The organism is Methanobacterium subterraneum (genome assembly GCF_002813695.1).
Lineage (GTDB): Archaea > Methanobacteriota > Methanobacteria > Methanobacteriales > Methanobacteriaceae > Methanobacterium > Methanobacterium subterraneum.
The window spans coordinates 1,387,501-1,407,787 of record NZ_CP017768.1 but is presented as its reverse complement, the minus strand read 5'-3'; the positions used below and the strand labels follow the sequence as shown (position 1 = coordinate 1,407,787).

At 41.4% G+C, this 20,287-nt stretch carries 26 protein-coding genes; 16 read left to right on the top strand and 10 right to left on the bottom strand.

The window, feature by feature from the left end:
* The first annotated feature begins 2 nt into the window (after positions 1–2).
* Together BK009_RS06750 and phoU are read left to right on the top strand one after the other, a co-directional pair.
* The gene (locus BK009_RS06750) at positions 3–449 is read left to right on the top strand and encodes a hypothetical protein (protein ID WP_100909291.1); all 447 of its coding nucleotides are present in this window, start codon (positions 3–5) and stop codon (positions 447–449) included.
* Position 450: 1 nt separating this feature from the next.
* Positions 451–1,140, top strand: coding sequence for a phosphate signaling complex protein PhoU (phoU, locus tag BK009_RS06745; RefSeq protein WP_100905718.1), 690 nt, complete (start codon positions 451–453; stop codon positions 1,138–1,140).
* Positions 1,141–1,211: 71 nt separating this feature from the next.
* On the opposite strand, the gene BK009_RS06740 is transcribed toward phoU, so the two are convergent.
* From BK009_RS06740 to porC, 7 genes are all read right to left on the bottom strand, one after another.
* Positions 1,212–2,069 carry a fumarate hydratase gene (locus BK009_RS06740; protein ID WP_100905719.1) on the bottom strand — a complete coding sequence of 286 codons (858 nt, stop codon included), beginning with the start codon at positions 2,067–2,069 and terminating at the stop codon, positions 1,212–1,214.
* A 176-nt stretch (positions 2,070–2,245) separates the two neighbouring features.
* Entirely contained in the window at positions 2,246–2,677 is a 432-nt protein-coding gene (locus BK009_RS06735; RefSeq protein WP_100905720.1) for a 4Fe-4S dicluster domain-containing protein, read from the bottom strand.
* Positions 2,678–2,680: 3 nt separating this feature from the next.
* Positions 2,681–3,184 (bottom strand): 4Fe-4S dicluster domain-containing protein, encoded by a 504-nt coding sequence (locus tag BK009_RS06730; RefSeq protein WP_100909290.1) that lies wholly within the window; start codon positions 3,182–3,184, stop codon positions 2,681–2,683.
* Between the two features lie 11 nt (positions 3,185–3,195).
* Positions 3,196–4,059 (bottom strand): pyruvate synthase subunit PorB, encoded by an 864-nt coding sequence (porB, locus tag BK009_RS06725; RefSeq protein WP_100905722.1) that lies wholly within the window; start codon positions 4,057–4,059, stop codon positions 3,196–3,198.
* Positions 4,060–5,208, bottom strand: a complete 1,149-nt coding sequence (porA, locus tag BK009_RS06720; protein ID WP_100906996.1) for a pyruvate synthase subunit PorA — start codon at positions 5,206–5,208, stop codon at positions 4,060–4,062.
* Positions 5,209–5,210: 2 nt separating this feature from the next.
* The gene (gene porD / locus BK009_RS06715; protein WP_100909289.1) at positions 5,211–5,453 is read right to left on the bottom strand and encodes a pyruvate synthase subunit PorD; all 243 of its coding nucleotides are present in this window, start codon (positions 5,451–5,453) and stop codon (positions 5,211–5,213) included.
* A 13-nt stretch (positions 5,454–5,466) separates the two neighbouring features.
* Positions 5,467–5,991 carry a pyruvate synthase subunit PorC gene (porC, locus tag BK009_RS06710; protein WP_100905725.1) on the bottom strand — a complete coding sequence of 175 codons (525 nt, stop codon included), beginning with the start codon at positions 5,989–5,991 and terminating at the stop codon, positions 5,467–5,469.
* A 309-nt stretch (positions 5,992–6,300) separates the two neighbouring features.
* Between porC and BK009_RS06705 the strand changes: the two genes are divergently transcribed.
* The 11 genes from BK009_RS06705 to BK009_RS06655 all read left to right on the top strand — a co-directional run bounded on the left by BK009_RS06705 (position 6,301) and on the right by BK009_RS06655 (position 15,239).
* The gene (locus BK009_RS06705) at positions 6,301–7,875 is read left to right on the top strand and encodes a dihydropteroate synthase-like protein (RefSeq protein WP_100909288.1); all 1,575 of its coding nucleotides are present in this window, start codon (positions 6,301–6,303) and stop codon (positions 7,873–7,875) included.
* Between the two features lie 192 nt (positions 7,876–8,067).
* Entirely contained in the window at positions 8,068–8,538 is a 471-nt protein-coding gene (locus BK009_RS06700; RefSeq protein ID WP_100907200.1) for a helix-turn-helix domain-containing protein, read from the top strand.
* The gene (locus BK009_RS06695; RefSeq protein WP_100907199.1) at positions 8,499–9,194 is read left to right on the top strand and encodes a hypothetical protein; all 696 of its coding nucleotides are present in this window, start codon (positions 8,499–8,501) and stop codon (positions 9,192–9,194) included. Before BK009_RS06700 ends, BK009_RS06695 begins: the two co-directional genes overlap by 40 nt.
* A gap of 222 nt (positions 9,195–9,416) precedes the next feature.
* The gene (locus BK009_RS06690) at positions 9,417–10,340 is read left to right on the top strand and encodes a TIGR00269 family protein (protein ID WP_100909287.1); all 924 of its coding nucleotides are present in this window, start codon (positions 9,417–9,419) and stop codon (positions 10,338–10,340) included.
* A 115-nt stretch (positions 10,341–10,455) separates the two neighbouring features.
* Positions 10,456–10,656, top strand: coding sequence for a MoaD/ThiS family protein (locus tag BK009_RS06685; RefSeq protein ID WP_100905728.1), 201 nt, complete (start codon positions 10,456–10,458; stop codon positions 10,654–10,656).
* 84 nt (positions 10,657–10,740) lie between these two features.
* Positions 10,741–11,763, top strand: coding sequence for a site-2 protease family protein (locus tag BK009_RS06680; protein ID WP_100909286.1), 1,023 nt, complete (start codon positions 10,741–10,743; stop codon positions 11,761–11,763).
* A gap of 176 nt (positions 11,764–11,939) precedes the next feature.
* Positions 11,940–12,803, top strand: coding sequence for a damage-control phosphatase ARMT1 family protein (locus tag BK009_RS06675; protein ID WP_100909285.1), 864 nt, complete (start codon positions 11,940–11,942; stop codon positions 12,801–12,803).
* Between the two features lie 43 nt (positions 12,804–12,846).
* Positions 12,847–13,272, top strand: coding sequence for a thioredoxin family protein (locus tag BK009_RS06670; protein ID WP_100909284.1), 426 nt, complete (start codon positions 12,847–12,849; stop codon positions 13,270–13,272).
* Between the two features lie 75 nt (positions 13,273–13,347).
* Positions 13,348–13,971 carry a cytochrome c biogenesis CcdA family protein gene (locus BK009_RS06665; RefSeq protein ID WP_100909283.1) on the top strand — a complete coding sequence of 208 codons (624 nt, stop codon included), beginning with the start codon at positions 13,348–13,350 and terminating at the stop codon, positions 13,969–13,971.
* A 117-nt stretch (positions 13,972–14,088) separates the two neighbouring features.
* Entirely contained in the window at positions 14,089–14,919 is an 831-nt protein-coding gene (locus tag BK009_RS06660; RefSeq protein WP_100905733.1) for an NAD(P)-dependent oxidoreductase, read from the top strand.
* Between the two features lie 101 nt (positions 14,920–15,020).
* A complete protein-coding gene (locus tag BK009_RS06655; protein ID WP_100905734.1) occupies positions 15,021–15,239 on the top strand; it encodes a hypothetical protein in 219 nt (72 codons plus the stop codon).
* A gap of 93 nt (positions 15,240–15,332) precedes the next feature.
* Here BK009_RS06655 and BK009_RS06650 read toward each other — a convergent pair whose 3' ends face one another.
* Entirely contained in the window at positions 15,333–16,622 is a 1,290-nt protein-coding gene (locus tag BK009_RS06650; RefSeq protein ID WP_100905735.1) for an adenylyltransferase/cytidyltransferase family protein, read from the bottom strand.
* Between the two features lie 307 nt (positions 16,623–16,929).
* On the opposite strand from BK009_RS06650, the gene BK009_RS12795 reads away from it, so the two are divergent.
* Complete coding sequence (locus BK009_RS12795) at positions 16,930–17,055, top strand: hypothetical protein (protein WP_255553850.1); 126 nt, start codon at positions 16,930–16,932, stop codon at positions 17,053–17,055.
* Positions 17,056–17,305: 250 nt separating this feature from the next.
* A complete protein-coding gene (locus tag BK009_RS06645) occupies positions 17,306–17,788 on the top strand; it encodes a hypothetical protein (protein ID WP_100905736.1) in 483 nt (160 codons plus the stop codon).
* A gap of 150 nt (positions 17,789–17,938) precedes the next feature.
* On the opposite strand, the gene BK009_RS12790 is transcribed toward BK009_RS06645, so the two are convergent.
* Both BK009_RS12790 and BK009_RS06640 read right to left on the bottom strand, forming a co-directional pair.
* Positions 17,939–18,070, bottom strand: a complete 132-nt coding sequence (locus tag BK009_RS12790) for a hypothetical protein (protein ID WP_255553849.1) — start codon at positions 18,068–18,070, stop codon at positions 17,939–17,941.
* A gap of 28 nt (positions 18,071–18,098) precedes the next feature.
* The gene (locus BK009_RS06640; protein ID WP_100909734.1) at positions 18,099–19,190 is read right to left on the bottom strand and encodes an archaeosine biosynthesis radical SAM protein RaSEA; all 1,092 of its coding nucleotides are present in this window, start codon (positions 19,188–19,190) and stop codon (positions 18,099–18,101) included.
* Between the two features lie 129 nt (positions 19,191–19,319).
* Between BK009_RS06640 and BK009_RS06635 the strand changes: the two genes are divergently transcribed.
* Positions 19,320–20,216, top strand: a complete 897-nt coding sequence (locus BK009_RS06635; protein ID WP_100905737.1) for an SPL family radical SAM protein — start codon at positions 19,320–19,322, stop codon at positions 20,214–20,216.
* The last annotated feature ends 71 nt before the right edge of the window (positions 20,217–20,287 follow it).

Sequence of the window (20,287 nt, the reverse complement as noted above, 5' to 3'; positions counted from 1 at the left end):
AAATGTGGCTTCCTTCAGAAGATCCGGAGCACACAATCCGGGGCAATTTGAAAAGGTCCCATATACCTGAAAGGGGTTACATGAAGATTTTAGAAGGGGCTAATGAATCATTACTCCTGATAAAAGATGAAAAAATCATAGCGGCCTGGAATCTGAATGCAAAATCCCTTGAGGAAACCCATGAAAATAAAGCAATGAACCTGATAAATATTAGTCCCGAATCCCGGATTGAAGTGTACCAACTGGATGATAATATGTTTTCAACCATTTTTGATTTGAATGAAGAGTGTAAATTACCATTACCCACAGGAATAGATTTTTTACTTGAAAAAAAAGCCAAGGATGTAAATCGGGATGATGTGTTGTCAAAGTATAAAATAAGAGATCCTTCTGAAGATGATATTGATAATTTGTTAAATGGTTATAAACCCAAAATAGGTGGAAGATAATATGGAAAGACGATATCCCCGGATACGGTTCCAGAAAAAACTGGATAAATTAAAGGAAGAAGTGGATAAAATGGGTCAAGCCACTTTAAAGGCTTACCGGGAGGCTTTTAGTACATTCATTGATTACGATGCCGAACTGGTAAACAGTGTCATGGAAACCAATAGGGTGGTTCATGAAATGGGCTACCAGATAGAACACGATGCAATGAGCATTATAGCAGCAGAACAACCAGTTGCAGGGGATTTAAGATTCATAGAAACCAGTATTAAGGTTTCCAGTCACCTGAAAAGGATTGCTGGTTTGGCTTCCAACATTGCTGACATTGCCAGCCACCTAAAAGATGAAGAAATCCCTGAAAAACCAATGTTCGACTTGCAGCGAATGGCAGACATTGTGGATGGAATGGTTAGCAAAGGTCTGGCAGCTTTTTTGGCTAAAAACATGAACGTAGCCCGGGAACTTCACCGGGACGATGATAAAGTGGATGATCTCTTTGACCACGCCCTTAAAGACATTACAAAAAGCATGTTCCAGGACAAGGAATCAATATCCTACCTGATCTATCTATTGTTCCTGGCCCGTTTCCTGGAGAGAATTGCTGATCGTGCGGAAAACATTGGAGACAGAACCATCTTCATGATCACCTGTGAAAAACAGCAATTCACCATTGAAAAGAAACCAGAAGAATAAAAATAGGTTTTTAAATATGCAGGGGGGTTTGTTTAAACCCCCACGATCATTTAAAAAAAATGATCATTTTTTTATCCTTTTTTATTATTTTCACCCTTTAAAACACCCGTTGCCCTCCGTGCAGCCCAGCACTGTATACACACTCCAATGGGCAACCCTGCGGTATGGGTATCTGCATATTCTATCTTAACATCCAGGGCAGTGGTTTTACCCCCTAAACCCATAGGGCCGATGCCAGTGGCGTTGACCATCTCCAGCATTTCCTTCTCCAGAGAAGCCATTCGTTCTTCAGGATGATGTTCACCAATTTCCCGGAGAAGGGCCTTTTTAGCTAGTTTAAGGGCCATATCCGATGATCCGCCAACTCCCACTCCCACCACAATAGGGGGGCAGGGTTTTCCACCGGCGGCTAACACAGTTTCCAGGACAAATTGTTTAATCCCCTCGGTGCCTTCACCAGGGAGAGCCATTTTCAGACTATTATTATTTTCCGAACCAAAACCCTTGGGGAAAACCGTCATCTCCAGTGTTTGGCTATCCACCAGTTCAATATCTACCTGGGGGATGAAACGGCCGGTATTAATATCAGTGTTCTCCCTGGTTAATGGATCAACCACATTGGGACGAAGGGGTATCTCATGGGTAGCTTTGATAATTCCATTGGCAATACCCTCCTGGAAGTTTTCAATTTCCACATCCCCCATTTTAATGAAAATAATGGGAAGACCTGTATCCTGACAGATGGGGATCTCCATATCCTCAGCAGCTTTTATATTATCCTGGATTGCTTTGAGGTTTAAAAGAGCAGTCTCATCATCTTCAATAGCATAAGCATGTTCAAGGGCTTTTTTAACATCCTCAGGAAGTTTTATAACCGCTTCTTTGAATAATCGGAATATTTCTTCTTCCACCATCTGTTGGCTAATCATAAAATCAATTTACTCAATTAAGTTATTTATAATTTAGTCCTAGAGAATAGAATGTTGACCTGAAAAAAAAGTATTAGGAATCTGAAAGAAAGATGATGGTCTGATAATGATAAAATAAGCCGGTAATAAGATTTAGGTTAAATTGGTAGAAAAAATATAGAAAAATGATGATCAAATTAGTATTTCATGATCATCTTAACTCTTTCCAGTTCCTTGGCTATGTGGTCCCGTTTATCACTCAACATATCCTCTGAACTCACTTTAAGAGCGTCCTTTGGACATACAGAAACACAGAGTGGTTCATCCAGTTCAATACAAAGGTCACACTTGGTGGCTATCCCATATTCATTCAGATTAATGGCTCCCACTGGACAGGCATCCCTGCACAGTCCACAGCCAATACAATCATCTTCATGAATGACCACCGCACCATCAATTTTTTCAATGGCATCTTCAGGACACACTGTCATGCAAGGGGCCCGGTCTTCAGCACAGTGCAGGCAGAAAACTGGCACTCCACTGATGACCCTGATGGCGTTTTTCGGGCATATGCGTTCACATTTCCCGCACTCATCACAGAGTTCTGGCCTTGAAACAAGTTCTTTCATTTATTAGCCCTCCTTGTCCACTGCCTTCTTGGCCCGAGTACTGGCGGTCATCACGTTAATTAGATCAGAACTTTTCCGACTCTTCTTACCGAGACCGGTGATCTTTTCGATGTGCCTGCGTTGCCTTTCGGCTTGTAATTTAGCAGTATCCACTTTGGCTATAGCCCGTTTAGAACAGGCTTTTATACAAGCTGGAGTGTCAAGATCAGGGCACTGGTCACATTTGTGAGCCTTTCGTTCCTGTACTACCACTGCACCAAAGGGACAAACCATCATGCATAGTCCACAACCAATACATCTTGTTTCATCAATCCCTTCCTCGGTCATGGCCTCAGTAGGGCAGATCAACTGACAGGGTGCGTCTTCGCACTGCTGGCAGATTATGGGATAAAATGATCCCTCCACTTCCCTTACCAGAATCCCTGAAGTTCCGTGGAGCTGAGCACATGCCTCCTGACAGTCCATGCACCCATCACAGAGATCCGGTTGGATAATTATCTTTTCCAAGGCTAAGCCTCCTATATTTTGAGTTCAGTGCAGATGGCATCCACGTTTTTCTGGATACGTTCTCTTTCCACTTCAGTAAGATGTTTGAAACGTTTCTGAGCCACTAAGTATTCATCCACCATTTTACGTTGTAATGGTCGGTAGGTGACACGGAATTCCCCGTCTTCGATTTCATAGAGTATCCATGAACCGGTTTCAACAGCCAAACGTCCCAGTTCAATGGTTTTGGATGGGTTGAAACCCCAACCAGTGGTACATGGCTGGTGTAAGTGAATGTAAGCCGGTCCATCTACTTCCTTGGCCTTCTGAACCTTCTTCATGAAGTCTTCCGGGTAGGAAATACTGGCAGTGGCCACGTAGGGCACACCATGGGCCGCCATGATCATGGGAATGTTCTTTTTGGGTTTGTCCTCCCCAAAACTTTCTTTACCATGGGGGCTGGTGGTGGTGGATGCACCGTATGGTGTGGATCCACTCCTCTGCACCCCGGTGTTCATGTATGCTTCGTTATCGTAACAGATGTAAATCAGGTTATGACCTCGTTCCATGGCACCAGAAAGGGCTTGCAGTCCAATATCAGCGGTTCCACCATCACCCGCGAATGCAACTACTTGGGTGTCTTTCCCCTGGGATTTAAGTGCCCTTTCAACTCCAGATGCTACTGCAGCTGCGTTTTCAAAGGCCACGTGTATCCATGGTATTTCCCATGCAGTTTCAGGGTAGGGGGTGGTGATTACCTCCAGACAACCGGTGGCGGAAACAGCAACTGTGTTCTTACCCAGTGCTTTAAGGGCCAGTCTAACCCCAACTGTAGCTCCACAGCCTGCACATCCTCGGTGTCCAGGAGCCAGGAATTCTTTTTCACTGATTTCCATTTAGACTTCCTCCTTTTTGAGTCCGATCCACTCCACCTCTCCGGTGGGGTTTTTAGTTTTATCAACGATTTCTTTGACGTAGTCTGGGGTTATGTCTCTTCCTCCCAATCCGGCGATAAATCCATAGGCATTAGCGTTGGTGGTTGCTTTAATTTCGTTGTAAAGCACTCCTCCCACTCCAAAGGAAATATTCTTATCCAGAACAGCCACCTTGGATGCCTTTTCCAGGATTTCCTTCAACTCTTCGCGGGGGAAAGGACGGAACACCCTGATTTTCAGGAGGCCTACTTTTTCTCCTTCTGATCTGAGAGTGTCTATAACATCTTTTATAGTGCCGCAGACAGAGCCCATGGCAACTATGATAATTTCAGCATCATCGCACTGGTAAGTTTCAACCAGGTCGTATTTCCTGCCAAATATCTTCTCAAATTCCTGATTGGCCTTGGCTATGACCATTTTAGATTTTTCCATGGATGCCTCTATGGCGTAACGGGCTTCCATATAATAATCTGGGTCAGTGAAAGTACCAATGGACATCGGATTTTCCGGGTCCAGGAATGCGTATGGTTTATATGGTGGTAAGAACTGGTCCACTTCCTCCTGGCTGGGCACATCCAGTGGTTCCACAGTGTGGGTTAAGAAGTACCCGTCAATACATACCATGCAGGGTAGTAGAACTTCAGGGTCTTCTGCAACCCGGTATGCTATTAAAACAGCGTCCAGGGCTTCCTGAGCGTTTTCAGCATATATCTGAAGCCATCCTGAATCACGTTCTGATATGGTGTCCTGCTGATCATTCCAAATGCTCAGAGGTGCAGATAATGCCCGGTTGGCGTTAACCAGAACAATGGGGCTTCTCATACCCGCAGTAGCAAACAGTATTTCGTGCATCAGGGCCAGGCCCTGGGATGAGGTGGCAGTAAAAACTCGAACACCTGCTCCTGAAGCACCTAAAGCGGCACTAATTGCGCTGTGCTCTGATTCTACTCGGATATATTCAGCTTTTAAATCCCCATCGGCCACAAACTGGGCCAGATATTCTGAAATTGTTGTTTGGGGTGTGATGGGATAAACAGGAACTACTGCTGGTTTGGCCATCTTAACCGCCTCGGCAACGGCTCGGTTGGATGTGAAAACTTTTTGAACCATCTTTATCCTCTCTCCATTTCTATTGCTTTAACTGGGCATTCTTCGGCGCAAATGCCACAGCCTTTACAGTAATCGTAATCTATATCATAATCCTGGTTTATACATCCTTCCGGACAGAAAAGAACACAGTTGCCGCAGTCAATACATTTTTCCTTATCTAAAATCGGCTTGAAGGTTCTCCAGCTTCCGGTTTTGTTGTTTCGGGTGCTTCCAGGTTCTTTAACACATGCTCCAATAGATACCATTAGATCACCTTTATTACTCCACTTTTTCGAAAGCAATTTTTGCTGCTTCAGCGTTCTTTTCCCCAATTTTACCAGGGAAAGTTTCTTTGGTTATTTTGATAATTGAATCCAGTGATACTTCGCCTATAACTTTGGCAAATGCTCCCAGCATCACCGTGTTTACTATGGGCACACCTAGGGTGTCCAGTGCAATTCCGGTAGCATCAATGGTGTACACATCAGCATCGCCTAACTCTAAATCCTCTTTAGTATTTATAATCACTTTTCCTCCGCTTTTAAGGCCAGATAATACATCTACAGCCTCCAGGAGGGTTTCATCCAATACAAGTACGTGATCTGGATTATAAACTTGATATCTTCTTCTTATTGGCTTATCATTTATTCTTGAAAAAGCCATGACTGGTGCGCCTTTTCGCTCAGCACCGAAAAATGGGAATGCTTGACAGTATTTTCCGTCTTCAAATGCTGCTTTTGCCAGTATCTCTGCGGCAGTAACTGCTCCTTGACCGCCGCGTCCGTGAAAGCGAATTTCGATCATCTATTTACCTCCATTCCTCATAGTTAATCATTATAAATTACAATATATATACGTGTTGGTGAACATAATTGGAGAATAAATTCTGGCACGTATGGGGCTTTAATAAGATAATACGGCCTAAATAATTCTTTTTAATGATAATAATTATAATTAACAATTATCATGTAATTTTAAAATATTAAATCCCTTAGATTCAATTTTTTTACCCTTCGAATTTTGAAGGTTTTTTCATTGGTATATTTTTTATATTTATATACTTTTTAGGTCCTATGGAAATATAGGATTTAAAAATAATAATGGGATTTTCCAATGAAAATACTGATAATCACCGGTGAACTTGCCAGCAACCTGGTAAAAGAAGCTTCTTTAAAATCAGACCATGATGTACAGATACATGTGGTTAAAACACCCATAGCTGCTTTTCTAACTCCTAAAAGGATCATAGCTGAACTTAGGACTTTACCGGCCAGTGAAATAGAAACATTGGACATGATCCTCACACCGGGCCTTATCCGAAAGGATGTAAGCTCCATAACTGATGAAATGGGAGTGCCAGCTTATAAAGGATCCACCGATGCTGCTGATCTGGATATAGTCCTTGAAATGGTGGATAAACTGGATCTTTCCACAAAGAAATCTGCAGACAAACTCATTGAAGAAGAACAAAGAAGAAGAGCCCTGAAATACATTGCTGATTTTGAAAATGACCATGAAAACATTAAAAAACTCCTAAAAAAACCAGGAAATATCTTGGTGGGTGATCTGCCGGTTGGTGAAGATTTCCCCATGCGGGTGCTGGCTGAAATTGCCAATGCCCCCACTCTAAGTCCAGAAGAACTCCTGAAACGTGCCGAATATTTCGTTAAATCCGGGGCAAACATGGTGGATATAGGAATGATTGCCGGGGAGAACATGTCCTCCAAAATACCAGCCATGGTAAGCTTCCTGAAGGATAATCTGGATGTAGCGCTTAGTATAGACACTCTGCAGGCAGAAGAAATCCTGGTGGCAGTAGATTCCGGGGTGGATATGGTCCTAAGCCTGGATCACGGTAATTACCCGGAAGTTCTACCCGAATTGAAACATAAAAAAATCCCGGTAGTTATTCTACCCACAGATTACAGAAGAGGATGGATCCCGGAAACCATCAACCAACGGGTAGAATCATTAATTGATCTCAAGGGGAAATGTAAAGGGGTGCAGGTTATTGCCGACCCAATACTGGACCCTGTAAACAGCAAAAGCATTGTTGATTCCATTATAGCCTGCCAGAAATTCAAGGAGAACCCTGAAGGGGATTGCCCCATTTTTTTTGGAGTGGGAAATGTCACCGAACTCCTGGATGTTGACTCAGTGGGTGTTAACGCCCTTCTTTCCGGTATTTCCATGGAACTAGGGGCCAGTATTCTCTTCACACCCGAAGAAAGTGGGAAAACCCTGGGAAGTGTCAAGGAACTGGCCATTTCGTCGCAGATGATGTTCCTGGCTAAAATGAGGGGTTCCATAGCCAAGGACCTGGGAATAAATCTACTGGTCTTTAAGGATAAACGCAGAGGAGAGACCATCCCGGAAGATGTTGATGTCCCGGAGATAGAAGCAGGTTTTGAATATAAATTTAAACAGGACCCTGCAGGTAGTTTCAAAATCAGCGTAGAAGCAGGGAGGATCAGGGCGGTTCACTACCTGAAAATGCAACCAAAGGTGGCTATTTACGGGGAAACTGCCTGGGAAATCTACCACGAAATCATAAACCGAAAACTGGTTTCCAGAATAGAACACGCAGCATACCTGGGACAGGAACTTCAAAAGGCTGAGGATGCCCTTAAACTTGGGAAAAACTATGTGCAGGACTTTCCACTTTTTGAAAGGTTTATGGAGTACTGATATTAAGACCATTGGTTAGTCTTTTAGATTTTCATTTAAATTTACCCGAAAATCAACTAATTTACAATTCTCAAATCATATTCATCAATTTTACAATTTCAATATTCAACAATTTTAGGTGTTGACCCTTCAAAATACTGAAGTTTTATATAGTAGTTAGGACCATATTTATACTTAAGGGGATGTGTTTTTATGGGTGTTCGTGGTCCTAAACCTGGTTTTGTGGATGTGGCTTGTCCTAACAAGAGCTGTGCAGATTACGGGAAAACTGAAAACGGTAATATTGTGGGTAATGGAACCTACCAGACAAAAAATGGTCCTGTTCACAAATTTATTTGTCGAACATGCTCTAAAAGTTTCACTTCACATTCAAATACAATATTACACGATTTAAGAACAAATGAAGAGACAGTTTTTTTGGCTTTGAAAATGATTTTAAAAGGCATGAGTTTACGGAGCACAGCAGAAGTTTTAGGTGTTAAACTGGATACTGTGCGCAGATGGCTGCGCATAGCTTCTGAACACAGCGAAGAAATAAACAAAGTCCTTATGAAAGACATAAAAGTTGATAAAGTGGAGTTAGATGAGTTGTGGACTTTTGTTAAAAAAAAACAGTTCCGAGAATGGAGCATGAATCAGAAGATGAAAGATGGATCTGGTTAAGCTTCGCACCTGAACACAGACTAATCCTAGCAGCCTACGCAGGTGCCATGACTCAAGATGCGGCTGATGAGATTGTTAAACAAACATGTGATCGAATAAACGAAGAGGAATTACCTTTATTTGTCACCGACGGAAGAAAATACTACGCACAAGCACTATTGGACAGATACAGCTATACAAAGGAGTTTTCAAGGACCGATAAACGAGGACGTCCACGAAAACCGAAACAAATGCCATTGCCTGAGTTAAAATATGCTCAAGTAGTGAAGGAGCGAGAGGGAAGTAAAGTGGTTAATATTGAAAAACGCATTATATATGGTATGGAAGAAGATATTGACTTTAGTTTCATCTCTACTTCTTACATAGAACGAGAAAATTTGACTTTAAGACAAGATAACAACAGATTAACAAGAAAAACATTAGGATATTCCAAAAAAGACGAATGGCTCCAACACCACGCCACACTACAAATGACAGACCATAACTTCGTACGAACACACGATTCCCTGAAAAAACCTTGCAAAACACATTTAAATGGTAAATTGTGGAGAAAATATCAAAAAAGAACACCTATGATGTCCGTAGGAATCACAGACCATATCTGGACCCTGGAAGAATTACTAACATTCCCATACCACAAAAACATCAACACATAAAAGGGTCAACACCCAATTTTATAATTTCATTAAATAATAAAATCATATTGGGGAACATTATATCTGAAATTAAAGATTCATAAGATTAAAGATACGATCTGATATTCACTTTGTTTATTCATTATATATCTCACTAAATTTATTCAAACCAAATTACCCTAAATATAATTAAAGTAATGACTCATTAAATTTCAAGTTTAAACGTTACGGGAGCAAATATCAATGGACCTATGTGATAAATGTGGCAACCCCCAGATCATCATCAAGAGAAAACAATCGGGACAGATGCTTTGCCAGGAATGCTTCATTAAAGCCATTCAGGAAAAAGTCTTAAAAGACATCCGCCGCCAAAAATTGGTTACTAAAGGTGACAAAGTACTAGTGGCACTATCCGGAGGTAAGGATAGTGTAATGGTCCTGGACATACTTAATAATCTTCGGAAAAGGAGGATCATCGACCTGGTGGCGGTAACCATTGATGAAGGTATCTGCGGCTACCGGGAGGATGGTGTGGATATAGCCGCACAAAACACAGAATTACTGGGTGTTAAACACAGGATAATCTCTTTCAAGGACTACCTTGGCCGCACGCTCGACGAGATTATGGCTGACTCGGGGGATAGGAATGCCTGTACTTACTGTGGGGTGTTCCGCAGGTGGATCTTAAACCAGGTAGCCCGGGAAGAGGGAGCCACCAAGATTGCCACTGGACACAACCTGGACGATGAAACCCAGTCCATAATGATGAACTATATGGAGGGAAACATCCAGAACCTCACCCGTATTGGGGTTAAATCAGAGTCCAGCTGTGAAGGATTCACCGTTAAAATCAAACCACTACGGGAGATACCAGAAAGAGAAACCGCCCTATATGTTATGGCCCGTGATTTACCAGTGCACCTGGCTGGATGCCCCTATGCCCGGGATTCCTTCCGGGCCAAGATCAGGGATTTTCTTCAAGAAATAAATCAGGAGCATCCCACCATAATGTATTCCACACTACGGGGTTTTGATAAGATCAAACCCGTTCTTAAAAAAGAATTTTCCAGACAAAACAAATTGGGAGTCTGCCGAGAATGCGGAGAACCAGCAGCAGCTGAACTCTGCAAAGCATGCAGCTTCCGCAAACAGTGGAAAAAGGAATAATTTTTGAATAATGGTTAGGTAATTGATTTAAATAAGGAAGAGGGTAATTGTTTTTAATTAGTACACCCAATGGTTAACACCATCAAAAGGTAACATATTATTAGGGAGATGAATTATGGAAGTAACAGTTATTGTAGGCGAAGATGAGGAAAAACTGAATGTGGATGGGGGTAAAACCGTAAAAGACCTTCTTCAAATGATGGAAATACCCGTAGAAACAGTGGTGGTTAAGAAGAACCAGGCCATAATCATTGAAGAAGAATTACTGGAAGAAGGGGATGTAATTGAAGTAATAAAGGTAATTTACGGTGGTTAATTCAATTAAATGATTAAATTAACTATTAATATTTAATTAACTATTACTAATTTATGGGATAATTTTAATCCAGGAAGTGTAGATGTGGATGACTTTCATCTTATTGAACAATCCATCAGCCATTATTTCCCATTAATCGGATTCTACAATGGTGATGGTGGTAAGGACTCATCTTATTTTATAGTAGGGGATTACAATCCCCATAGTTTCCAGGGACTGGTAAAGGAACTGGATGAACAGGGATTCATCCCCTTCATCAATCCCGAGGGGAATCATTACAAAATAAACATAGCCAAAAAAGGTGAAAAAGGTAAATCCAGGATTCATATTAATCTGCTCCTGCTACTGGCCACAATTTCCACCACCCTATTCGCTGGATATATTCTGGGAGAGGGAGATATGTGGAAGGCAGTTGCATTTGCCATTGCACTTTTAGGCATAATTGGAACCCACGAGTTAGCCCACTTTTTCGCAGCCCGCAGGCACGGTGTGGATGCCACCTTACCCTACTTCATCCCCGCACCAACAATGATTGGTACCTTCGGGGCGTTGATCAATGTCAAGTCACCCATACCCACTCGCAGGGCATTGTTCGACCTTGGGTACAGTGGACCGCTGGCTGGTTTCATAGTGGCCATTCCCGTCCTCTTGATTGGGCTGAAATTTTCTACAGTAGCCATTAACCCTGATGCTGCCATGGTTTTCATCCCACCCCTAATCATGCAGTTATTCACTTACCTGGTGGCTCCTGCTGCCACAGCTGAGCAAGTGATCATGCTCCACCCGGTGGCCTTCGCCGGATGGGTGGGAATCATCATTACCATGCTCAACCTGATGCCAGTAGCCTTCCTGGACGGGGGACACATATCCCGTTCCCTTTTCGGTCAGAAGATCCACGGGTTCGTTTCCATCCTGGGAATAATGGTCACCATAATTCTGGGATGGTATGTCATGGCCGCGCTGATGATCTTCATCCTGTTCATGAACAGAAGCCATCCCGGTGCACTGGATAACGTGGCCCCCATGGACCGCAACCGGAAGATCATAGCGGTGGTTATCCTAATCATATTCATTCTATGTCTTTCCCCGGTTCCCATGACCCCCTGATTTGAATAAAAAAAATAGATTTATTTAAGGCTAAAATTCTACAGAAGACTGTAATGATGGGATTAATTATTAAAAATTATCAATATAACCTATTAAAGTTACAGAATTATCAAATATGAACTATTTGAGTAAATTAAATCAGATGTATGCTTATTGAAGCTTAAAATGGTGATATTATGAAAGTACACTATGAATGTGCGTCCTGTTTCCTCCGTCAGTCCAGGGAAGCCCTGGATCTGGCCACAGATGATGAAGATCTGAAGATGCAGGTCACAGAAAAGATAAACAAAATATTATGCCATGAATTCAGGAAAGGAGCAGTTTCTAACCGGATCGGTACAAAAATACACCGCACCATTAAAGATGAAACTGGAAATCCAGATCCCTACCATGATCTCCGGGAAAAATCAGATGAAATTGCAATGCAATTCCTCCCTCAGGTGGAAAAGATCTTAAATAATGATAAATCACTCAAAAATTATCTTAAAGCAGCTATAGCAGGAAACGTCCTTGATTTCGGGGCACTGGGGCTTGAATCAGACATTGAGGGCCTGGTCATGTCTACGGTAGAAAAAGATCTCTCCATTGACCACTCCGGAAAACTGGAAATGGAACTAAAAAAGGCCAAAAATGTACTTTATCTAGCCGATAATGTTGGTGAAATAGTATTCGACAAATTACTGATAAAAAAACTCCATGAATACGATGTGGAAGTCACAGTAGCCCTGAAAAAAGACCCAATCCTGAACGATGCCTGTATGAAGGAAGCACTGGATGTGGGATTGGATGAAGTGGCCACATTAACCACAACTGGAACCGACTCCATAGGGATAATTTATGGGGATATCTCCGATGATTTCAAACAGGAATTTGAAGATGCTGATCTGGTTATAGCCAAGGGCCTGGGTAACTATGAAGGCTTAACCTCTATGGAACTAAATGATAAACCCATATTCTGCCTCCTAAACGCTAAATGCCAACCAATAGCCCGGGATATTGGTGTTGAAGTCGGTGATAATGTGGTTTTAAAAATAAATTGAATTATTAAATAAAATATTTAATGATGAAAACTAAGGGTAAAGCATGCGTGAATACTTCATAGGGATTGTGGTAATTATAATTTCATTGCTGGTGCTAGTGCTGTCTATTCACACTTTAACCAGTAATGAAATTGAAACAAACACCAGTTCTATCCAGTGGGGTAATGACTTAAACCAGGCCATGGAAGAAGCTAAAAAATCCAATAAAACCATATTCATAGATTTTTATGCAGACTGGTGTTCCTACTGTGGGGATATGGATGAAGAAGCCTTCACTGATCCTCAGGTTGTGGAGAGATTAACCCAGAATTACGTGTTACTGAAGGTGGATGTGGATGAAAACCCTGGTCTGAGTTCAAAATACACAGCCTACAGTCTTCCCACCATGGTAATTGTGGATTCATCTGGTAACGAGATAAAGAGGATCATTGGGTATCAAACCCCTGAACAGCTTTTAAGTCAGATTTAAAGGGATAGTTACACAAAATAATAATTCATTATAACTTCTTATTTCCGGAACAGGAATATTTTCAGGGGGATAAAAATGGAAACAGGGTTTCTACTATCTTTTCTCGCAGGAATGGCCTCAATCATATCACCCTGCGTGTTGCCACTCATACCCATCGTGGTGGGCTTTTCCCTACTTAAACGGAAGAATACAGAGATAGTTGCCTTTGGTCTGGGATTTTTCCTTCTTTTTGCCATAATAACCATACTAACCGCCATCTTCACCGCTGCCATAAATTATTATCTTTTGTATTTCAGAATAGCCGCTGCATTAATCCTGGTTATAATTGGGGTCCTGTTTATTATCAATAAAAAGTTGTTTAATATTTCAACTCCCTCTATTTCGAATACACCTGATTCTCAAAAGGGAATAGTTGGATCTTTTCTAATGGGATTTTTAACCTGCCTGGCATGGTCACCCTGTTTCGGTCCTTACGTGGTTGCAGTGGCAACCTACAGTGCATCAACCGGAAACATAGGTTACAGTATAATTAACATGGCCATTTTCGCAGGAGGTTTTTCATTAACCATACTGATAATGGCTTTTTTAATGTCCAGAATAGATTTCAAAGCTATAATAAAATATTCAGATTGGGTAAGGATTATTTCTGGGGTTATAATTGCTCTTGCGGGTTTGTATATGTTGATAGGTTTTTTGTAGGCCTCAATTAGAGTTTATGATAATCAGTTTTTAGAAAATGAGATATTAGCAAATAGTGGCCTTAAATTTTAGTATTTTCAGGATATATTAATCCTGATGATGAATGGAGATGATACAATGAAAATAGGTTTCCTAGGATTTGGAGAAGTTGCATCAACCTTATCTGAAGAACTTCTGGCACGGGGAGTGGAAGTTTCAACCTGTCTTGAGGGAAGAAGCCAGAGATCAGTGGAACTTGCAAAATCAACTGGTGTTGGTCTATTTGATAGTTTAATCGAGCTTGTTGAGACGTCTGACATTTTAATGTCTGTTGTGGTTCCTGCCGAAGCTGTCAGTGTGGCCAAAAAGGTAGGTGGGGGTTTTGAAGGAGTATACGTGGATTTGAATAATGTTTCTCCGGGTACAGTTAAAGAAGCTTTCACCCATATCCCTAATGGAAAAACCGTAGATGGGGCTATAATGGGTGGTATAAAAAACGGTTTAGAGACTCCTATCATTGCTTCTGGTGAGTTTGCTGAAAACTTTGCTGAGCTTAACCAGTACGGTATGAATATTGAAGTTATAGGTCCTGAAGTGGGCCAGGCATCGGGTTTGAAGATGCTCCGCAGTGCCTACACCAAGGGTGTTTCCGCACTTCTTTTTGAGGCATTTCATGCTGCATACAAGATGGAAGTTGATGAAACCCTATTACGCTATTTAACCCAGAGTGAAGGATCACATTTTCCTGCATCTGCAAACTCAAGGCTCACCAGCAGTGCCTATCATTCCAGAAGACGTGCCCAGGAGATGGAGGAAGTGGTGAAATTCCTAACCGAATACACTGATCCAGTGATTAGCCGTGCAACATGTGAGTTTTTCCAGTCCCTTCCGGATAAAACCGGGCCCATGCCAAAAAAGCCTGAAAAATATGGGGAAGTGTTTCGGAAAGTAGATAAAAACAGGTTATAGGGGACAAATATCCCCCATTTAGTAATAAATAAATAGGATTATGGGAATAATTATACTTAGACAATTTATTAGCTTCTGCATATTATAATGGATCTGATCCCATGCTAGATGAACAACATGCCAAGGAATGCCAGGAACAAATGGCTAAGCTTAAAGGCAGAAAGGTCATTGATTGTTCTTTCAAAGCCTATGAAAACAATTGTTGGAGGTTTTACATAGTCACTGACGATGGTGAACTGGTGATGACATTCTGTCCAGACTGGTCCTGTCCAGTGGTAGAACACCACGAAACCCACCATGAAGAAGACCCTGAAATCTAAATCTTTACCCTTTTTCCGAGACTTTTTTGCAGGGGTTAAATCCGGTTATAAAATCAGATCCTCTGATTGAAACTGAAAATTATTTTTACTTTATTATCCAACCTTCAACCTAATTCTCCACCCTCTCTTCTTCTTCACCAGTTCTCCCTCTAGTGGGATAATCTGGGAATCCACCAGTAAGCGCAGGTAGGTGGCCATCTTCCCGGGTAGTTTCAGTGGACTCTTCACCTTCCCTTCCGATGTTTTCAATTCACAGGCTAGAACACCCCGTTTATCCACATAGAGATGAGCTTTTAATCCTTCCTCCAGCTTGGGAAGTTCAAAGCTCCGCAGGTGAAGACCGGCATCAAAGGTGTATAATGGTTTATCTTTTGTCCGGGCACCGTTAAGGAACTTCTCATGGGCCTCGGAACTGTTTAAACCTGTTTCAACCATGTTAGACACAAACCAGTCCCTTTCAATAACCCGTTCCACAGTCTGATCCGGGGGGATGATTCCCTGTTTCTCATAGTCCTTTATAAGCTCGTAGATTTCTCTACGTGTCACGTCTTCCTCCACACAGCTCAAAGCCAGTCTGCTTAACACTGGCCCGTAACCTGCCTGGCGCAGGGATGCCCACACCTGATTCTCTGCCTGGTACCATCTCCCCTGAATAATATGCTCCACAGCACCGGCGTTCAAGTGGGCAATGTTCAGAAGGTTATGTCGGGACGTGGTGTTCAAACGTTTCAGGAGAACATCCATATCCCGGGTTTCAGGAACAGTACCCTTCTCAATCTCTTCTTCCAGTATACGCACCGTGGATTTGGGGAGTAATTTTTTCACACTTCCTGGTATGTGGAGATTGTTTTCAAGGATTTCGCTGCGTATTTGCCTTCCTGAAATCTTTTCCCCATTTACCTTACCTTCCGGTATGAAATGAAACTTCATTTTACGATTGAAACGCTGATACAGAAATTCATTCACCGCATACCACCTGATAACATTCCTATTCGGCAGATTACGGGGGATACCGCTGAATATTCCTCTTCGAATGAATCTGGCAGCGTATTTCTTTATCTGGGATGGGTTAACTTCTGCAGCATCCACATAGTCAGTGACTCCATCCTGGATCATCATGGCTATCCTTATGGGGACGGTGTAGGACATGGTCAGCCGGTGGTGCAAGCCTTCAATTGGTACTATCCGGTCAGCCCCTGCCTCCAGAGCCATCTCACTCCTTCCCTCGAAACTGACAAAGAACGGGGCGTGGTTGGCACTGTAACCTTTGTTAAGGTAGATTACCACTTCCTTACCCATCTCATCACCCAGTTCCCGGGCTTTTCTAATTAAATCCATGTGTCCCAAGTGAACCGGGTCAAAATCAGCGCTTATTCCTATCAAGTAATATTCACCTTTTTATAAGTTATTTCTCCAGTTAATGCAGTATTTGGACTTTTAATATTTTATTCAGTACCAAAAAGTTTTTTATTAACAAAAAACCTGTATAATGTCCTAAATTTTAGATTAAACTAATTTAATATAACATATTAATTACAATTAAATTAATTTCAATGTAAATTATTTTGTTTATTACTATTGATTAAGAGATTTAAATAAATTTAATACATCATTATTTCCCTATAAAATTAATAAATAAAGATTAATGTGGGGAAAAGATTGGGTAAATAAAAATATTAGGGGTTTTCTCATGACAAATGATAAAGAAGAATCTCTTAAAAGGAAATATGAGGAAGAAGCTTTAGATAGAAAGGCAAAAGCAGGAATCCAAGCTGATATTTCTACTGCCCCTCTTAAATGGTCAAACATTTATTAGAAAGAAACCACTGATCAATCAGGTTACATGTGTAAAATGCGGAAAGATTTTCAAAACTAACCGTAAAACCAAATTATGTTTTAGCTGTGAAAGAAAGAAAAAATGATATTTGTTATAATTAGGAAAATATCATAGAAAGATTCTTTTTATTGTGATACCATATAATTCATTGTAATTACAGGTGAAATTATGGGGAGGGGAGAACTCTAAAAATCGTTATCTCTGTAATTAACAATTAAGTGGGTGTCATATGAAAAGTAAAATAGGAATAATAGCAATTGTAGGACTTTTAATGGCAGTAGTTTTTGTTTCAGGATGCACAGACCAAAATAATAACCAGACTAACGCTTCCAACACAACAAACACATCAAATACTTCCACAGTTAAAGCTTTTGATGTAAAAGCAACACAGACTGGTCCTTCCACTGCTAAAAAAGGAACATCAATAACAATTAATGGCAGTGTCACCAACCACGGTTCATCGGCGGTAGCGGATGTTAAGGCATCGGGTCAGGATTTTATCAGGAATTTAGGTACCCTAAATCCGGGTCAAACTCAAACCTTCACTTACCAGGTGTACATACCAACCGATAAAGAGGTTCAAGCGGATTTCGGAGATAATGCAACGGTATCCAATCCATTATACATTGGAGGATTTGCAGTTACCTGCACAGATTCCAACGGATCCATACGCACATTAAACTCCAACCATCTGAACATAAATCTGAGTTAAGTGTTTTTAGGAAATTCATCCCTAAAAATAAAGGGAAATCATGAATTTCCTTTTACTTTCTTCTTTTAATTTTTACAATTGACGATAATGATTAATTATGGGGCCAGTGTAAACCACATTTAAAAAGAAATATCCCGCGGAGTATTGCACTTACTTCGGGCGGAAAGCCTTAACTGGACAATTATCCGCATCCATATCTCCCGGTACTTCATTCCCGAAGCATTTTCCCTTTTCTCCATCATCTAAAGGTTCATAAAATTTGCATTCACTACATTTGGGCATTAATTCACTCTCACTATTCTTTTTCCAATTAACGGTTTTTCATAAGATTGGTGGTTGACCTGGTCACATCCGAAAATTCAACATCAGCCACCCATTTATTCTTACAGTCACATTCAACTTCTTCTGGAATGGTCTGGTTGATGTTGGTTTTTATGATCAAATCTTTTAGTTTGGAATTGCATTTTTTACAATTATAGGGACCCCTGCGCGTTCCGAATCCGGCAGTGTCCATGATCACCGGGATGTTAACAGATTCACGAACCCGTTTTATTATCTCTAGGGCGCTCCATATCCATGGGGGCTGGTAGGAGCCACGACGCCATAAAATTTCCATTAAAGTCCCCTTATGAATGGTGGAAGGACAGAAAGCCACTCTACCAACTCCAATTTCTGCTGCGTACTGGGCTGATTTCACAGCATCTTCAATTGCCTCCCTTTCCGAGGTTAACACTGGTTTGACCAGTAAGTAAACCTTACCCTGCACTTTAAAATCAGATTTGAGCTGGTTGATAATATCCATGGATTTCTGGAAATCTTCCAGGGTGAATCCTTTGTTTATTCTTTGCAGGCGGATAGTATCATCGGCACTTTCCAATCCCATGGCCACTTCGAAGATTTTATCTGGAATTAGCTGGCAAAAATCCCTTAATACCTCTTCAGAAACGTATTCTGGTCTGGACTCAACTACAACTTCTTCCACATCATCATATTCATTGATAATCTGGAATATTTCCCTCCGAGCTTCTCTAGGTATTTCTTCTTCATTGAGGAAGCTGCCGGATACAAAGATCTTAATGGCAGTGGGGCCGGTGATTTCCTGGTTTTGGATTTGCCTCTGGAACTCAACTTTAAAAATTTCCACCAGTTCTTCTGAAGAAACCTCTTCCAGGGGTGAATCTGCAATGTAACTGCACATGCTGCACCCACCAGAGCCTGCCAGGGCCCAGGCACATCCTGGTGTGGGTAAAACTATGAATATACTCCTGCCAGGCCCGGAATATAATAGGTCCTCTCCTGACCAGCTGGCAGCCGATTCGTGCGGAGGCCTTTTTTTAACACGTTTCAGGGCTTTTTTTCGTATGTCGGGGAGCAGGTTGTTAAGGGGTTGCTGATCGTTCATATGGTTAAAGTTATAGAATTCAATTAATATATTTATTTTATTAGCAAGATTATTGCAGAAATTATTTAGCAAGATTATGCAAGAAATTTGGAATACATCCATATCAAAAAATGATGTTTTTTTAAAGGGGTGAGGGAACTGGTCAGGGAGATAGAAGTCAAATCGGTTTTAAACAAACAGAAACATGTGGATGACTGGTTCCTATCCGGTTATTCTTTAAACCCCTATTCAGGGTGTTCTTTTAACTGTGTCTACTGCTACACCCGGGGCAGCAAGTACGGTGAAAACCAGGTTCCTGGTCTAGCTGCTAAGATAAACGCACCCCAGGTCCTGGTTAAACAACTGAAAAACAGGGCCCGGAAAAGGGAGTATGAGTTCATAGCATTTGGTTCAGCTACCGATCCCTACCTGCCGGTGGAAAGGGATCTCAAGATCACCCGGGAACTTTTAATGATTATTCTGAGATTTCATTTCCCGGTACACATGGTAACTCGTTCTCCCCTGATTTTAAGGGACCTGGATATTCTTAAAAAAATTGGTGAAAAGGCAGTTATACCCTCTGAACTGGTGGGAAAAATGGATAAAGGGATTGTAACTTCTTTCTCATTCTCCACCACCCATGAAGATCTAGCCCGCATATTTGAACCTGGAGCTCCATCTCCCCAGGAGAGGTTGGAAACAATGAGACAATGCAAAAATGCTGGTCTGGTGGTGGGAGCTGTATTTATGCCGCTATTACCATTCCTATCAGATAGTGAAGAACATCTGGATGATATGATCCGGAAGGTTAAAGAGTATGGTGCTGATTTTATCTTAGCCAGTGGTTTGACACTCTTTGGAGAAGGACCTCAGGACTGCAAAACACGTTATTATAAAGTTTTAGAAGAATATTTCCCGGAGCTGGTTACTAAGACCCGTGATTTATTCGGTGATTCCTTCGCACCTTCCCGAACCTATCAGCATAAATTACATCAGAGGGTGACTAGGCTATGCAAGAAACATCAAATCCGAAATAAGGTCTATTAAATTACTAAAATTCTGGTCTTTAAAATATTACTTTTCAGGATGAGAGTTTATTCAATTTTTTAGAAAAAGAA

Coding starts and splice junctions, on each gene's coding strand:
- BK009_RS06645 (WP_100905736.1), top strand. CDS start 17,306: ATGAAAAGTAAAATAGGAATAATAGCAATTGTAGGACTTTTAATGGCA.
- BK009_RS06655 (WP_100905734.1), top strand. CDS start 15,021: ATGCTAGATGAACAACATGCCAAGGAATGCCAGGAACAAATGGCTAAG.
- BK009_RS06705 (WP_100909288.1), top strand. CDS start 6,301: ATGAAAATACTGATAATCACCGGTGAACTTGCCAGCAACCTGGTAAAA.
- BK009_RS06695 (WP_100907199.1), top strand. CDS start 8,499: ATGGAGCATGAATCAGAAGATGAAAGATGGATCTGGTTAAGCTTCGCA.
- porC (WP_100905725.1), bottom strand. CDS start 5,991: ATGATCGAAATTCGCTTTCACGGACGCGGCGGTCAAGGAGCAGTTACT.
- BK009_RS06660 (WP_100905733.1), top strand. CDS start 14,089: ATGAAAATAGGTTTCCTAGGATTTGGAGAAGTTGCATCAACCTTATCT.
- BK009_RS12795 (WP_255553850.1), top strand. CDS start 16,930: ATGACAAATGATAAAGAAGAATCTCTTAAAAGGAAATATGAGGAAGAA.
- BK009_RS06670 (WP_100909284.1), top strand. CDS start 12,847: ATGCGTGAATACTTCATAGGGATTGTGGTAATTATAATTTCATTGCTG.
- BK009_RS06640 (WP_100909734.1), bottom strand. CDS start 19,190: ATGAACGATCAGCAACCCCTTAACAACCTGCTCCCCGACATACGAAAA.
- BK009_RS06675 (WP_100909285.1), top strand. CDS start 11,940: ATGAAAGTACACTATGAATGTGCGTCCTGTTTCCTCCGTCAGTCCAGG.
- BK009_RS06740 (WP_100905719.1), bottom strand. CDS start 2,069: ATGATTAGCCAACAGATGGTGGAAGAAGAAATATTCCGATTATTCAAA.
- BK009_RS06735 (WP_100905720.1), bottom strand. CDS start 2,677: ATGAAAGAACTTGTTTCAAGGCCAGAACTCTGTGATGAGTGCGGGAAA.
- porB (WP_100905722.1), bottom strand. CDS start 4,059: ATGGAAATCAGTGAAAAAGAATTCCTGGCTCCTGGACACCGAGGATGT.
- BK009_RS06700 (WP_100907200.1), top strand. CDS start 8,068: ATGGGTGTTCGTGGTCCTAAACCTGGTTTTGTGGATGTGGCTTGTCCT.
- BK009_RS06750 (WP_100909291.1), top strand. CDS start 3: ATGTGGCTTCCTTCAGAAGATCCGGAGCACACAATCCGGGGCAATTTG.
- BK009_RS12790 (WP_255553849.1), bottom strand. CDS start 18,070: ATGCCCAAATGTAGTGAATGCAAATTTTATGAACCTTTAGATGATGGA.
- phoU (WP_100905718.1), top strand. CDS start 451: ATGGAAAGACGATATCCCCGGATACGGTTCCAGAAAAAACTGGATAAA.
- BK009_RS06685 (WP_100905728.1), top strand. CDS start 10,456: ATGGAAGTAACAGTTATTGTAGGCGAAGATGAGGAAAAACTGAATGTG.
- porD (WP_100909289.1), bottom strand. CDS start 5,453: ATGGTATCTATTGGAGCATGTGTTAAAGAACCTGGAAGCACCCGAAAC.
- BK009_RS06690 (WP_100909287.1), top strand. CDS start 9,417: ATGGACCTATGTGATAAATGTGGCAACCCCCAGATCATCATCAAGAGA.
- porA (WP_100906996.1), bottom strand. CDS start 5,208: ATGGTTCAAAAAGTTTTCACATCCAACCGAGCCGTTGCCGAGGCGGTT.
- BK009_RS06665 (WP_100909283.1), top strand. CDS start 13,348: ATGGAAACAGGGTTTCTACTATCTTTTCTCGCAGGAATGGCCTCAATC.